Annotated in this window: 11 protein-coding genes; 8 read left to right on the plus strand and 3 right to left on the minus strand. The window is 57.7% G+C overall.

The features are described from left to right. Nucleotides 1–102: 102 nt before the first annotated feature. Entirely contained in the window at nucleotides 103–885 is a 783-nt protein-coding gene (gene fhuF, locus E8M77_RS10910) for a siderophore-iron reductase FhuF (protein WP_137130677.1), read from the minus strand. A 398-nt stretch (nucleotides 886–1283) separates the two neighbouring features. Between fhuF and repA the strand changes: the two genes are divergently transcribed. From repA to repC, 3 genes are all read left to right on the plus strand, one after another. Beyond that, nucleotides 1284–2543: a plasmid partitioning protein RepA gene (repA, locus tag E8M77_RS10915; protein ID WP_137130678.1), complete on the plus strand. Its 1260-nt coding sequence runs from the start codon at nucleotides 1284–1286 to the stop codon at nucleotides 2541–2543. A 19-nt stretch (nucleotides 2544–2562) separates the two neighbouring features. After that, a complete protein-coding gene (gene repB / locus E8M77_RS10920) occupies nucleotides 2563–3603 on the plus strand; it encodes a plasmid partitioning protein RepB (protein ID WP_137130679.1) in 1041 nt (346 codons plus the stop codon). Between the two features lie 278 nt (nucleotides 3604–3881). Continuing rightward, entirely contained in the window at nucleotides 3882–5087 is a 1206-nt protein-coding gene (gene repC / locus E8M77_RS10925; protein WP_137130680.1) for a plasmid replication protein RepC, read from the plus strand. A gap of 23 nt (nucleotides 5088–5110) precedes the next feature. On the opposite strand, the gene E8M77_RS10930 is transcribed toward repC, so the two are convergent. Then, complete coding sequence (locus E8M77_RS10930) at nucleotides 5111–6610, minus strand: globin-coupled sensor protein (protein ID WP_137130681.1); 1500 nt, start codon at nucleotides 6608–6610, stop codon at nucleotides 5111–5113. Nucleotides 6611–6844: 234 nt separating this feature from the next. Between E8M77_RS10930 and E8M77_RS10935 the strand changes: the two genes are divergently transcribed. The 5 genes from E8M77_RS10935 to E8M77_RS10955 all read left to right on the plus strand — a co-directional run bounded on the left by E8M77_RS10935 (nucleotide 6845) and on the right by E8M77_RS10955 (nucleotide 13792). Further along, nucleotides 6845–7576 (plus strand): LuxR C-terminal-related transcriptional regulator, encoded by a 732-nt coding sequence (locus E8M77_RS10935; RefSeq protein WP_137130682.1) that lies wholly within the window; start codon nucleotides 6845–6847, stop codon nucleotides 7574–7576. A 242-nt stretch (nucleotides 7577–7818) separates the two neighbouring features. Continuing rightward, nucleotides 7819–9558 carry a PAS domain-containing methyl-accepting chemotaxis protein gene (locus tag E8M77_RS10940; protein WP_246659219.1) on the plus strand — a complete coding sequence of 580 codons (1740 nt, stop codon included), beginning with the start codon at nucleotides 7819–7821 and terminating at the stop codon, nucleotides 9556–9558. Between the two features lie 509 nt (nucleotides 9559–10067). Beyond that, nucleotides 10068–12266: an ATP-binding protein gene (locus tag E8M77_RS10945; RefSeq protein ID WP_137130683.1), complete on the plus strand. Its 2199-nt coding sequence runs from the start codon at nucleotides 10068–10070 to the stop codon at nucleotides 12264–12266. Then, on the plus strand, nucleotides 12259–12717 hold the full coding sequence (locus tag E8M77_RS10950) for a response regulator (protein ID WP_137130684.1): 459 nt from the start codon (nucleotides 12259–12261) through the stop codon (nucleotides 12715–12717). The genes E8M77_RS10945 and E8M77_RS10950 overlap by 8 nt, the downstream gene beginning before the upstream one ends. Then, nucleotides 12704–13792, plus strand: a complete 1089-nt coding sequence (locus tag E8M77_RS10955; protein ID WP_137130685.1) for an HWE histidine kinase domain-containing protein — start codon at nucleotides 12704–12706, stop codon at nucleotides 13790–13792. Before E8M77_RS10950 ends, E8M77_RS10955 begins: the two co-directional genes overlap by 14 nt. On the opposite strand, the gene E8M77_RS10960 is transcribed toward E8M77_RS10955, so the two are convergent. Then, nucleotides 13748–14140, minus strand: a complete 393-nt coding sequence (locus E8M77_RS10960; RefSeq protein ID WP_246659220.1) for a response regulator — start codon at nucleotides 14138–14140, stop codon at nucleotides 13748–13750. The two genes, E8M77_RS10955 and E8M77_RS10960, sit on opposite strands and share 45 nt — an antisense overlap. Nucleotides 14141–14283: the final 143 nt, after the last annotated feature.

Here is a 14283-nt window from a genome sequence, read left to right on the forward strand (position 1 = left end):
GCATCGGCACCGGCGACCCGTGCGCCGCAACTGCGCAGCCAGGGCAATGCTGCCGTGGCAAGCGCACAGGACTGGGAAGAGTTCTGAGGGTTGTGTGGTCAGTCAGGCGACGGAGGTCACCTCAAGCAGGCGACCGTCCGGGACCGGGCAGATTGAACCGCATCCACCAATACCGGGAACCAGATAGCGCAGGCAACAGATGCGGCGGTTTCCGATATACTCGCCTTTGCGGCCATGCGTGACCCGCACCAATCCGCGCATGGGGTTGCGCCAGCCATCCGGCCAGTGGGAAATATCGGTGACGGAGCGTGCCTGGCTGTTGCTTGCACCGTTGGAATTGCGGGCCACCTCGGCAAGGATCCAGGACAGATAGGCACTGGCATTGGTCCAGAGCGTTTTGCGCCCAAGTCTGGAATGGGATGCCATTGCCTCGATCAGCGCGTCGAGATGATCGCGGATTGCGGGGCGTAACCCTTCGAGGATGTCGAGCTTGCCATCCACATGTCCGGCATGTTTCAGTCTGAAGCCGCGCGGTAGACCGCTCTGTCTGTCGATCAGCATGTCCATATCGTCAAGTGCGAGAGGCAACTGGCGTTGCAGTTCCAGGAGTGCAATCGTCGGCGTGATCAGAAGATTGCTCAAATATTGTAGCGACCAGACCGAAACGATCGCGCGGCGATCGGTTGTCGTCGGATAGCGCGTGGCAAGCCTGTCTATCGCAGCATTGAAACTGCTTTCCTTCAGTAGGTCTCGGCAGGCCATCGCCTCCGTTCCATCGGGGACTTGCAAAAGATGGCGCCCTCTGCAGTAAGCCGAGTAGCGCCGTGCCGTGGCAGCCACGATCAGATCGCCGATATCGCGGCAGGCGGACGGATCAGGGGACATATCGGCTGCCTTTGCTGTGTGTCTTGGGGTGCTGCTTGCCCATTTGGCCAGGGCTTGCGGGCGACGCGAATGCTTTCGGTCTCAAACATGTGTCGGTTTGTCAACTTTAATTCTCGCACAATTGTTTTTGCGCGCAACACGCCTGTCTCAACCAAATATTAAATCTTCCTGGGGGTGCAGCGTTCGGCAACCTCTATGCGGGTTGACGCGACTCAGATGCTGGTTCAAGTCTGTAACGGTAATTATGCGAAGCTTGCGTGCATAGCGTTACTGAAGTCACCCTCTGTTATGAGGGTGCCTTGGCGTATAAGCTGCATTATGCGAATCAGAATCGCGTGCGGCTTTCCGCGTGAAGATCGATAGGCGGAGGACGCTCCGCAGGACAGGGGATTGCGTCAATGGCGCGTAACACGGCAAAGATTTCGACAGCACAGGGGGCAGGTGAGCCACGCCAGACCGCCGATGCCACGATTGCGGCCGATGCTCAGGCTTTGTCGGAACAGTTGAAGGCCATGCGGGAGCGTCTTTTCCCGCCGACCGCCAGTAAGACCCTGCGGGCTTTTTCTTCCGGCGAGGCTGCAAAGCTGATCGGCGTGTCCGATGGCTATCTTCGTCAGTTGTCGCTGGCAGGCGAGGGCCCGCAGCCGGAGACCGGTGCCGGTGGCCGACGCTTCTATTCGCTGGCGGACATCAATGCCCTGCGCCACCATCTGGCCGATCAGGCGCTTGCCAAGGGCAATATTGCCAAGGCCCGCTCCTATCTGCCCAGACGCAATGCAGCCGGCGGCGAGCATATGCAGGTCATATCGGTGACCAATTTCAAGGGCGGTTCCGGCAAGACGACATCTGCCGTGCATCTTGCCCAATATCTGGCGCTCAGTGGCCACCGCGTGCTGGCCATTGATCTCGATCCGCAGGCCTCGCTGTCTGCGCTGTTTGGCTATCAGCCGGAGCTGGATCTGACCGGCAATGATACGCTCTATGGTGCGATCCGCTATGATGCGGATGTGCGCCCGCTCTCCGATATCATCCGGGGCACCTATTTCCCCGGTCTCGATATCGTGCCGGGCAATATCGAGCTGCAGGAATTCGAGCATGAGACGCCGCAGGCATTGGCGCGGCGCCAGAGCGGCCAGGATTCCGGCCCGCTATTCTTTGCCCGCATTCAGGAAACATTGAAAACCGTCGCCGATGACTATGACGTTGTGGTGATCGATTGCCCGCCGCAACTGGGCTATCTGACACTCTCGGCACTCTGCGCCTCGACATCGGTGGTCGTGACTGTCCATCCGCAAATGCTCGACGTCGCATCGATGAACCAGTTTCTGTTCATGACATCGGATCTGCTATCGGTTGTGCGTGAAGCCGGCGGCACGCTTAACTTCGACTTTTTGCGCTATCTGGTGACCCGTTTCGAACCCAATGATGGACCGCAAACGCAGATCGTCGGCTTCATGCGCTCGCTGTTCGGCGATCGCGTGCTGACGGCACCCATGCTGAAATCGACGGCGGTTTCGGATGCAGGTCTCACCAAGCAGACGCTCTATGAAGTCGGCCGGGAGAATTTTACGCGCGCGACCTATGATCGCGCTCTGGAGGCGATGAACGCCGTCAATCAGGAAGTTGAAGTGCTGATCCATGCGGCCTGGGGCTGGTAACCCCAGCGGGAAGGATAACATGATGGCTGGTAGCCGGAAAAACGAACTGAAGGCCTTGTTTGCTGGCGGGCTCCCGCCTGCGGCTCCTTCACCTGCGCCCACGCCTGCGCCTGAGCGTAAGGACGTGGCAGCCGTTGCGCGCAGTTCGTCCGGTGCGATCAAGGCCATGGGCCTGTCGCTCGGTTCGATTGCCAAGGATGCCGAGGAGGTTCGCGTGCTGCGCCAGGCCTTGAGCGAAGGCGAGCGCGTCATCTCGGTGCTGCCGGAACATATCGAGGCCTCGTTTGTCGAAGATCGCTTGGAACTGGCGGATCGCGATGATGAGGATTTTTCAGCGCTGGTGGACAGTATCCGCGAGGGCGGCCAGCAGGTTCCTGTGCTGCTGCGTCCACATCCGTCCAAAGAGGGCGTCTACCAGACGGCCTATGGCCATCGCCGTATTCGTGCGGCCAAGCGCCTGGGGATTGCGGTCAAAGCGGTCATCCGGCCGCTGTCCGATGATGAACTGGTTCTGGCACAGGGCAAGGAAAATGCCGAGCGGCGCAACCTATCCTTCATCGAGCGCGCCATTTTTGCCCGCAACCTCTCCCAGCGCGGTTTTGACCGCAAGGTGATCGGCGAGGCGCTTTCGGTGCAGAAAAGCGAGCTATCGCGCCTGATGCAGGTGGTTGAGGCTGTGCCGGAGCGCTACGTGCGCCTGATTGGCGCTGCACCGAAGGCCGGACGCGACCGGTGGATGAAGCTTGGCGAATTGCTGCAGGGCAAGGATTTGCAGCTTAAGGCTGATCAGGTGGTTTCTGATCGCCGGTTTCTTGCATCCGACAGTGACCAGCGTTTCCAGCTGGTCTTCGACCGGTTGTCGGCTGTACCGGAAAAACCTGTGGCATTGGCTGAGGACCTGAAGGACAGCGCTGGGCGGATTTTCGCGCGTATGAAGCGCGACGGTCGCACAGCCCGCATAGATTTTGCCGCCAATATCGATCCGGCCTTCCTCGACGAGGCTATGGAGCTATTGGCTGAGCGCTACGAATTGTTCTTGTCGTCCCGCAAGACCGGGTAAGGGCAGGGGGGGCCCGACAACGCGGCTCCCTGGACGACAGAGACAGCGCCGCCCCTTGCGGGACGGTATCTTAGACGACGATCTGAAAGGAAATCGAGAGCAAGAAAAAAGGCCTCCAAAACGTCACCATTCCGGAAGCCCTCTTCAATGTAGCAATGAGAGAGAATCACTTCCTCGCGTCAAAGTCAAGAGTCGGCGGCATTTTTGCCGTTTCCGGCCGCTTATTTTATCGCCCATGATGTCGTTGCGGACCCGCTTGCCTCCGAATGGAGACGACCATGGTCGAAAGAATGGCAACGACGCCTTTTGGCGGCGCGCCTTTGCGCGCGAAAAATTTCGCCCTCATGACGGAAGTCGAGCGGCGTCAGGAAAAACTGCGCAGCGGTGATGGTGGTAACGACACCGGTACGGCAGAAAAATGGCAGCTCATCCGCGCGCTGACGGAAGCGCGTGAGGTTTATGGTTTGTCGGATCGGTCGATCGCGGTTCTGGAGGCTCTGACAAGCTTTCATCCACAGCGTCAGCTCGACGGTAAATCTCCTTTGATCGTATTCCCGTCCAATGCAGAACTTTCCATCCGCTGCCGTGGCATGTCGCCGGCGACGCTGCGCCGGCATATTGCAGCTTTGGTCGATACGGGCTTCATTTTCCGTCGCGACAGTGCCAATGGCAAGCGTTATTGCCGCCGGGATAATCGTGGTCAGGTTGAGAACGCTTTCGGCTTCGATCTGGCGCCACTGGCGCTACGCGCCGCGGAAGTATTTACCCATGCAGAAGCGGCACGTGAGCGCGCCAAGCGCCTGAGCAAGCTGCGCGGAGAGATTACGCTGCACCTGCGCGACATTGCCAAGACCATCGAGGCTGGCTTTGTCGAAGGCCGCAAGGGGGACTGGGATACCTTCTCGCTTCGGTTGGCAGAATTGTCCGGTCGGATTCCCCGCAATGGCGACATCATCGACTTCGTTAGCCGTTGCGAGGAACTCCTGCGCTTGCGGGCTGAGGTGGAAAATGCCTACCTCAATGCGATGTCAAAGGAAGAAATGAGCGCCAATGACTCCGTTTTTGAGCGCCATATTCAGAATTCAAATACAGACCCATCAATTGAATTAAACGGCATAGAACAAAATACCCAGCGCACCTCATCCCCTCCTCACAAACTGGAGCGGAAGTCTGTCGGTATCGGCCTGCATGATTTCCTGAAGTCTTGCCCGCAGATCGCTGACTATGCCCGCGATGGCATCAAGACCTGGGCCGACGTTGTCGCGGCCGCCGAAATTGTCCGATCGATGCTGGGTATAAGTCCAAGTGCGTGGTCGGCGGCCCGCGCCGCCATGGGGGATGTCGATTCAGCAATCGTGATTTCCGCCATCCTGGAACGTGCGGAACATATCCGCTCGCCCGGTGGCTACCTGCGTGATCTGACACGGAAGGCGGAAAACGGTCGCTTCTCGATTCATCCCATGCTTAAGGCCTTGAAGGAATAAGCAACGGTTTGTTTGCCGGCGTATCAGGCGCGGCGTCGCGCCTGATGGGGCTGGTATTGCTGGCGCGTGCTTGTTTTGAAGCGCGACAGCAATTCGAAAAGGCCGCTGCTGATGCCAACCAGGTTCTGCGTAGAGGCGCTGGTTTCTTCCATCAGCGCAGCGTTGCGCTGGGTGATCTGGTCCATGCTGCGGATGGCATTGTTGATCTCGTCGATGCCTGAGGATTGTTCCTTGGCCGAGCGGGCGATCCAGGTGATATGCTCGCTGATCGTGTTGACGCGGTCACCAATGGTCACAAGTGCCTCGCCGGTTCTGTTGACGAGGTTCACCCCTCGGTTCACATCGTTGGAAGATTGATCGATCAATTCCTTGATTTCCTTGGCAGCAGCAGCCGAGCGCTGGGCGAGTTCGCGCACTTCCTGTGCAACAACGGCAAAGCCCTTGCCCTGTTCGCCGGCACGGGCAGCCTCGACGCCAGCATTGAGCGCCAGAAGATTGGTCTGGAAAGCAATCTCATCGATGGCGCCGATGATCTGGGTCATCTTGCGGGATGATTGTTCGATATCACCCATGGCGCCGATGGCTTCCTGAACCACCTTTCCGGATCGGATGGTTTCTTCGGCCGATTCCTGCACGATGGAGTGCACTTCGCTGGTGCGCTTGGTGGCAGCGGCCGAGATCGTGGTGATTTCCTCGAGTGCCGCTGCGGTCTGTTCCAGGGCAGAGGCCTGCTGTTCGGTCCGCTTGGCCATGTCGTCGGCAGCGGAGGATATGCCGCCCACTTCTGCTCGGACCTGTTCGACTGCGGCAAAGATCTCCAGCATGGCCGAATTGAGTTCGGTTACCGACAGATTGTAGTTGGTCTTGATTTTCTCAAATTCCGGGGAAAGCTGATGGCTGACCTGTGCTGTGAGATCACGGCCGGCGAGATTGCGTAGCGCGCTATCCAGCGCTTCAAGCGCAGTCTGCTGCTCCTGCGTCGCCTTTGCCTTTTCGTTTTCCACGCGTGTGCGTTCTGATGCAAGGACATCGAGATAGATCGAGATGCCATAGTCCATATCGACCAGTGCCGCCTTGATCACTGCACTGATTTGTTCCTGGACGGCCTTTGCCTTTTTCTCTACGAAGAAACCCTTCAGCTCGGATGCGATGACGGCTTTGACGATGCCTTCGATGATGAGTGCGTAGCCGCCGATATACCAGCGCGGTTCAAGCCCAAGACGGGCATGCGTGCGCCCGACGGTCGAGACGGCGTCCACATAGGCTTCGTCATATTTGCCAGAGGCGATTGCACCCCAGTGCTTTTCCTGGCGTCCCTTGGCATGGGCAATATGCTGGGGGTTCGAAAAGAAGGAGGCCGTGTGCGGGTGTTTGCTCGCCTTCTCATAGAAGGAATCCAGCGCGGGCCCTATCGATTGCTTGATTGTTTGTTGCATGTCGGAGAGGGTACGGCGTTCGGCGTCTCCTAGTCCCACGAATGCCAGGCGTTCGTTCAACTGCTTGAGGGTATCCGTGGTCGACATCCGCTTCTCCATTCGACTTACTTGCGCAATTTCTCACATAGGTTGGAATTTAGGGATTAATCATTAAAATTAACTTACATTTGGTGGTACCGTACATTTGCTTCCCTTAAAGCTTGTGCTGATCTTCCATCCGTTGGCTCTGCGTGTCCCGAATAAAGGTGACATTTCGGGTGTCCTATTTACCGGTCGTCAATCTTTGACCCCGCTAAATGTGACAAACACTTCGGGTGCATTATGTTGAACCAACCTCTTTTCCGCCGCGCCGATAATCTCGATCAATTCGTTGATCTGGCCTCTGTCCCGCGTCACCGTTTCATCCATAACAATGCCCATATCGCCCGGCTGCGTCGGGCGGTGGAGTTTGATTATGTGATGGTGAGCGGTCTTGATATCGATCGCTACCGCTTCGGGTCGGCGCAATCGATCGATACCGATTTCCCCCCTGCATTTCTGGACGCCTATTATTCGGAAAAATTCCACCTGAGCGATCCCTTCGTGCTGGCCTCGCGCGAGGCAGAGGGTGTTGTCACCGAAAGCGTTGTGCTGAAGGGCGTTGTGCTGAGTGAACGCCTCGCCTATCTTCTGGATACGTTCAACATTCGCAATCGCACGCTGTTTCCCATTCGCCGTGGCCAGGAAGTCTATGGCTGTGTCGGATTTACCCGCGCCACGCCCTTCGATGACGATGAACTGGCCTTTCTGGGTGCCGTCGCCCAATCGACCCATACGGTCATCACCCAGCCTCTGATGGAGCGTTTCGCCGCCTCCGCACTTCGGCTATCGCCCGGTGAGATTACCTGTCTGAGGCTTGCGTCGGCAGGTCTTACCAGCGACCAGATCGCCACGCAGAGCGGCTATCAGATCGACACGGTAAACACTTACATCAAGAACGCCTCCAAGAAGGTCGGAGCGACGAACCGAACCCAGGCTATAGCAGAGGCCATTCGCAGGCGGTTGATTGACTGATTGTCTGCCTATTGTGTACTCATTTGCTAATAAAGTGTGTGATGGTGATAATCCGGGAATTGAATTTTACGCTTGTTTAAGTTCACCGATGCAAAATTGGTCTATGCAGGTGATCCGCGTGTGATCTTGCAATGGGCATGACGCCTGTCGGTTCTCTCAATGCCCAATTTCTGGACAACGACAGTCGAGTGCCTATCACCCAGACGGTGGGACCGCATTGCGTTCGTCCGTTCGGAGACTTCATGTTCATGCCCAATCCGTTTTCGTCCGACGCAAGCCGCATTCTTCAAGCCATGGACCGGTCCTTCGCGGTTATCGAATTCGATGTGTCCGGCAATATCCTGCGTGCCAACAAAAACTTTTGCGCTGCCCTCGGCTACACGCCAGATGAGATCATCGGCCAGCATCACCGCATGTTCGTTCCGCCGGATGAGGCGATGAGCGAAGAATACCGGAGCTTCTGGACGCAACTCGGCCGCGGCGACTTCCAGCGCCGGCAGTATAGACGTATCGCCAAGGGTGGACGTGAGATCTGGATCGAGGCTTCCTACAATCCCATCCTGAAGGGCGGTAAGGTCTATAAGGTCGTCAAGTTTGCGACGGATATTACGGCCATCCGTCTTGAAGCGGCGGACAATGCCGGCAAGCTTTCGGCACTGTCACGCGCGCAGGCGATCATCGAATTCACGCCGGATGGCAAAATCCTCAGCGCAAACGAGAACTTCCTGTCTGTGACGGGTTACCGATTGGATGAGATTGTCGGCCAACATCACGCGATGTTCTGTGAAACTGACTTTGCCCGCAGCCGGGATTACCAGCAGCTTTGGGCAGACTTGCATGAAGGTCATTTCCGCGCTGGCGAATTTCCACGTCGGACCAAGGATGGCAGACGGATCTACATCCAAGCCTCCTACAATCCGATCTTCGACATGAATGGCAAGGTCTTCAAGGTCGTCAAATTTGCCACGGACGTGACGGACAGGGTGCGGGATGTCGAAGCGCTCGGGTCGGGCCTTAAGGGGATGGCAGAGGGTGATCTGAGCCTCACGATCGAGACTGCCTTCATTCCGGCGCTTGAGCCATTGAGGATAGACTTTAATCAGGCAAGCGCACGGTTGCGTGAAGCGATGACCACAGTTGCACGCAATGCGACAGCCATCGCATCCGGTTCGTCTGAGGTTCAGATGGCCGCCGACGATCTGGCAACGCGAACGGAGAAGCAGGCAGCCTCAGTGGAGGAGACAGCCGCAGCGCTAGAACAGATCACCACGACTGTTGCCGATTCCAGTCGCAGGGCGACGGAGGCGGGCCTGCTCGTTGAGCGGACAAAGGACGGGGCCGAACGATCCGGGCATGTGGTGCGAAGCGCGATCACCGCGATGGATGCCATTGAAGGCTCATCCAGGGAAATTTCCAATATTATCAGCGTGATCGATGAGATCGCCTTTCAGACCAATCTTCTGGCGCTCAATGCCGGTGTCGAGGCGGCGCGTGCCGGGGAAGCCGGCAAGGGTTTTGCCGTGGTTGCACAGGAAGTGCGCGAACTGGCGCAAAGATCGGCCAAGGCCGCCAAGGAAATCAAGGTGCTTATCGGCGCCTCGGCCGGGCATGTCAGGCAGGGTGTTACGCTTGTGGCTGAAACCGGCACGGCGCTAGAGGAGATTGTCTCCCAGGTGCGCGATATCAGTGCCAATGTCGCCGCCATTGTCGAGGCATCGCGCGAACAGTCGGTCGGACTTCGCGAGATCAACCAGGCCGTCAACACGATCGACCACAGTACCCAGCAGAATGCCGCCATGGTGGAGCAATCCAATGCGGCAAGCCATGCGCTCGCCAATGAGGCGGACGGACTGTTCAAGCTGATTTCGAGATTCAGGCTCGGCGAAACAGGGAGGACGGCACACAGCCAATCCCACGCTCAGACCGGTACGCCGCGTCTGGCAGCCGATAGCGGCGCATCGCGCCAGCGGCTTTTCGCTTAACTTGCGGCCAATTCGGCTCTTTCCCCGGCCCGTCCCGTCCGGGGAAACGTCTCGACAGCCAGCGCCTAAACAAAAAGTTGTGAGGCAGTATATATTCGCGTATATGAATATTCGTTCTTTTGCATAAGAACGACCGGTTGCCGTTTACATTTCTGGCCTTCAGCCTATCTTATACCAAATCTCGATGATACGAACCTATTGCCCGGAGCGATTTTGGTTTCCGGCCAGGAGAAAACCGCAGTCGGACCTTTCGGTCCGGCGGGGATTTTCGACAAAGTCGGAGAGCAAAGGCGCCCTGTCCTCCGGATGGGACGGATTTCGTTCACCGGCACCGTCGCGATCCTCGACCGATGCCAATCGCATCGCTCTCCGGTATGCTCCTTGCCGGATGAACGTCTCCGGTCCCACGCAATGGGTTCCTATCATCGACACTTGGTACTACTGTCTTGGTCTGCCAAGTTTTGCCCCGGTTACGGGCCTGGTGCCCGTCCTGCCAGCGGAGACGCCGTGTGACTGCTCAGGATAAGGATCTGCAATCCTGTGAACAGGAGCCGATCCGCGTACCAGGTGCTATCCAGCCGCATGGTGGCTTGTTTGTGCTACGATCGGCAGACATGTGCGTTCTGCAGGTCAGTAAAAATCTTTCAGACTATCTTGGTCAGTCGATAGCGCTCGGGGCTGCGCCCTCGGGTGAGATCGCGGATCTGTTGCCGGCGCTGTCGCAGTGGTATGCGTCTGCGCAACCTTTCTATTTCACCGTGCTGGAGGATCGGAGGCTTAGCCTCGTCGCCCATCGGTCCGGCCTGCTGATCGTTGTCGAGGTGGAGGAACTTGGCGACCAGTCGCTTGATGATATCTTTCTCGGCCTGCGCAGTTTTACGCAAAGATTGTCCAGCGAGGCGGGGCTTCGGGGTTGCCTGCGCGCGGCCGCCGAGTTTGTTCACGACCTGACAGGTTTCGATCGTGTCCTGGTCTATCGCTTCGATGCCGAATGGAATGGCCAGGTGATAGAGGAAGCAGGCAATGGGCACCTTCCCTCCTATCGGGATCTGCGCTTTCCGAGCACCGACATTCCAGCCCAGGCCCGTGCGCTTTATGCCAGCAACCGTCTGCGCATCATTGCCAATGCCAATTACATCCCCGTTCCGGTTTATCCTGCCGACAATCCAGATACCGGCCAACCGCTCGATATGAGCTTTGCGCAGCTGCGCAGCGTTTCGCCCGTTCACCTTGAGTATATGCGCAATATGGGCACCGCCGCATCGATGTCTGTCTCGATCATGGTTGGCGGCAGGCTCTGGGGCCTGATTGCCTGCCATAGCTGCGATCCGCATCTGGTGTCTTATACGGTGCGCGAAACCTGTGATCTTGCTGTGCAATCGCTTGCCATGGCGATATTCGGGCTGGAGCGGGCCGAAGAGGCGGCGCGTCGATTTGCATTGGGCCAGGTGACCACGGTCCTTTTGGCGGGGATGTCTGCCTCATCGGACTGGGTAGAGGGCCTTGTTGCGATGGAAGGGGCGCTTCTGTCGCTGGTGGGCGCCAAGGGCGCTGTGGTGGTGACTGAGCATGTGTTTCGCAGTATCGGCGAAACGCCCGTGGAGGCAGAGGTTCTCAGCCTCATTGCCTGGTTGGAGACCTTTGCCGGACAGGACCTTTTTGCCACGAGTGAGTTGGCAAGCCTCTATCCGGCTGCTTCCTCGTTTGCGGCCACCGGTAGCGGTGTGCTGGCCGTGCGAATATCCGAACTGCATGCGAACTGGCTGATCTGGTTTCGACCGGAATTGCCGCGCACTGTCCAATGGGGCGGAGACCCGCACAAATATGTGCAGGAAAGCGGCCGAATTCATCCTCGCAGGTCCTTCGATGCCTGGCAGGAAATGGTGCGCATGCAGTCTGCTCCCTGGCAGGAGGCAGAACAGGCGGCAGCCCATGATCTGCGGACTGCCATCGTTGGTGTCGTGCTGCGCAAGGCCGAGGAACTGGCAGAACTGACGCGCGAACTTCAACGGTCCAACAAGGAGCTTGAGGCCTTTTCCTACTCCGTGTCGCATGACCTCAGAGCGCCGTTTCGCCATATTGTCGGCTTCTCGCAGTTGCTGCGGGACCGGGAGGTGGCGCTCGATGAGAAGTCTCAACACTATCTGCAGACCATTTCTGAGGCTGCGCTGGCGGCGGGCAAACTGGTCGATGATCTTTTGAATTTTTCGCAGCTTGGGCGTCAGGTCCTGATGCCGAAACCAGTCGATATGGACAAGCTCGTCGCCGAAGTCATCCGTTCGATGCGTCTGGCCATGGAGGGACGTGATATCGAATGGTCCGTCGAGCCCTTGCCGGTTGCCTGGGGCGATGCCACCCTTTTGCGGCAGGTCTGGTACAATCTGATCGACAATGCGGTGAAATATACTGCCCCGCGCCGGCCGGCCCGCATTTCGATTTCGGGTGAGGTGAGGGGCGATAGGCTTCTCTATCGTGTGAAGGACAATGGCGTGGGCTTCGACATGGCCTATGTTTCAAAGCTCTTCGGTGTCTTCCAGCGCCTTCAGCGCGCGGAAGATTTTGATGGCACGGGTATTGGACTTGCTCTCTCTCGCCGTATAGTAGAAAGACATAATGGAACTATCGCAGCCGAAGGCGCGGTCGATGGGGGGGCATGCTTTACCTTCGTTCTTCCGGCCACAGAAAGGAAAGATCGCGCTTTTGCCTGAACTCCGTCCGATACTCCTCGTCGAAGACAGCCCGCGGGATCTGGAACTCACGCTGGCAGCGCTTCACAAGTGCCAGCTCGCCAACGAAATCGTCATTGCCCGCGATGGGGCAGAGGCGATGGAGTATCTCACATCGAGTGGGCCCCATCACACGCGTTCGCAGGGCGATCCTGCGGTGGTTCTCCTTGATCTCAAACTGCCGAAGATGGACGGTCTGGAGGTTCTGGCGCGGGTAAAGACGGATGATCGACTTCGCCATATCCCCATTGTCATGCTGACATCGTCACGTGAAGAGCAGGATCTCGTGCGTAGCTACGAGCTCGGGGTGAATGCCTTTGTTGTAAAGCCTGTTGAATTTACGGAGTTTTTCAAAGCTATTCAGGATCTCGGCGTCTTTTGGGCTCTCTTGAACGAACCGCCACCTGGAAGCAGCCGTCATGCCAAGTCCTGACCTGCGCAGCCCCCATCAGGCCGCGCGTATCCTTTTGCTGGAAGACAGCACGCTCGATGCGGAATTGATCTGCCAGAATCTCGAGAAACTGCGGCCATCGCCGATCGTGCATCGGGCGGTCAACCGTGCCCAGTATGAGGCCGCACTCGAACAGCGGGAGTTCGATGTTATCCTTTCGGATTTCTCGCTTCCCGATTTTGACGGCATGGCGGCATTCGAAATGGCCAGCGTCCGGATGCCGGAAACTCCCTTTATCTTCGTTTCGGGTGTTCTGGGTGAGGAAGCCGCCATCGAATGTTTCCGGCGCGGCGCCACCGATTACGTCTTGAAGCAGCGGCTGATTCGGCTATCAGCGGCCGTGGAGCGGGCGTTGTCTGAGGCGTCCAAGCGAGCCGAATTGCGGCGTGTCGAGCATCATCGCGAAATTCTCGTGCGCGAACTCAGCCACCGGGTGAAGAATACCATGGCGATGGTCATGTCCATCGTGCGACGGACGGCGAAGAATTGCGGCAATGTCAATGAGTATGTGGAAAACCTCATCGGTCGGTTGCGCGCCATGGCGGATGCTCATGCGTTGCTTTTTGAAACCAATTGGAACGAGGCTCGTATCGAAGACGTCGTGCAACGCACGCTTTCGGCCTATGTGCGCGATGCGGAGCGGATTGTGCTGGACGCCGGACCCTCGACATCGCTTGGGTCCAAGGCGGCCCTCTCGTTCAGTCTGGTGCTGAACGAGTTGGTGACCAATGCGATCAAATATGGAGCTTTGAGCTATGATTCCGGCCGTATTCACCTGAAATGGACGGTCGAACCTGCAAGTCAGGGTAACAAGATCGTCGTCTTCCGCTGGCAGGAACTGGGGGGCCCGCGGGTCACGACGCCGGCGGGCGGCGGTTTCGGCACAACGCTCATACAGGGTATGATCGAATATGAGCTGCTCGGACGGGTTCAGCTCGATTTCGCGGCATCCGGATTGGTGTGTGAGTTGAGCTTTCAACTGGACAATAGCGATGGCGAACTGTCTTCCTTGTCACCGCTCGCCCGGCATATGCGGGATGAAAATGTCAGTCACTAGCCTGCGTAGTCCTTCAGGATGCCAGGGCTTGGGCAGAAGCGCCAAGCCGTCGAGCTTGGATTTCAGTTCGGGTAGTTCCGCATAGCCGCTACAGACGATGACCGGCACGCCCCGTTGCTTCAGGCAGTCGATGACCGGAAATGAATATTCACCATAGAGATTGAGATCGACGATTGCGCCCACGAGATCGAGGCGCGGGATCTGCTCCAGCGCCTGGGCGATGCGGCCGTAGGGGCCGCAGACGTGGTAGCCGAACTCGATGAGATGATCTTCCATATCCATGGCCAGAAGCATGTCATCTTCAAGCACCAGTATGGATGGGCGAAGCAGTCTGACAGGCGTGTTCACGCTATTGTTCTCTGCAGGCACCATGCTCGTTCTCGCGTAGTCTGTGCCGCGGCAAAGCGCCGTTTCAGGATCCTTGCAATCGCAGTTGTGTCTGTTCCCAGTGCGCTAACCTTGCAGGGGAGAGGGTCCGGTGCAACTAAAAA

The organism is Rhizobium sp. FY34, from assembly GCF_005222845.1.
Lineage (GTDB): Bacteria > Pseudomonadota > Alphaproteobacteria > Rhizobiales > Rhizobiaceae > Neorhizobium.

Coding starts and splice junctions, on each gene's coding strand:
- E8M77_RS10930 (WP_137130681.1), bottom strand. CDS start 6,610: ATGTCGACCACGGATACCCTCAAGCAGTTGAACGAACGCCTGGCATTC.
- E8M77_RS10935 (WP_137130682.1), top strand. CDS start 6,845: ATGTTGAACCAACCTCTTTTCCGCCGCGCCGATAATCTCGATCAATTC.
- repB (WP_137130679.1), top strand. CDS start 2,563: ATGATGGCTGGTAGCCGGAAAAACGAACTGAAGGCCTTGTTTGCTGGC.
- repA (WP_137130678.1), top strand. CDS start 1,284: ATGGCGCGTAACACGGCAAAGATTTCGACAGCACAGGGGGCAGGTGAG.
- fhuF (WP_137130677.1), bottom strand. CDS start 885: ATGTCCCCTGATCCGTCCGCCTGCCGCGATATCGGCGATCTGATCGTG.
- repC (WP_137130680.1), top strand. CDS start 3,882: ATGGTCGAAAGAATGGCAACGACGCCTTTTGGCGGCGCGCCTTTGCGC.
- E8M77_RS10955 (WP_137130685.1), top strand. CDS start 12,704: ATGCCAAGTCCTGACCTGCGCAGCCCCCATCAGGCCGCGCGTATCCTT.
- E8M77_RS10940 (WP_246659219.1), top strand. CDS start 7,819: ATGTTCATGCCCAATCCGTTTTCGTCCGACGCAAGCCGCATTCTTCAA.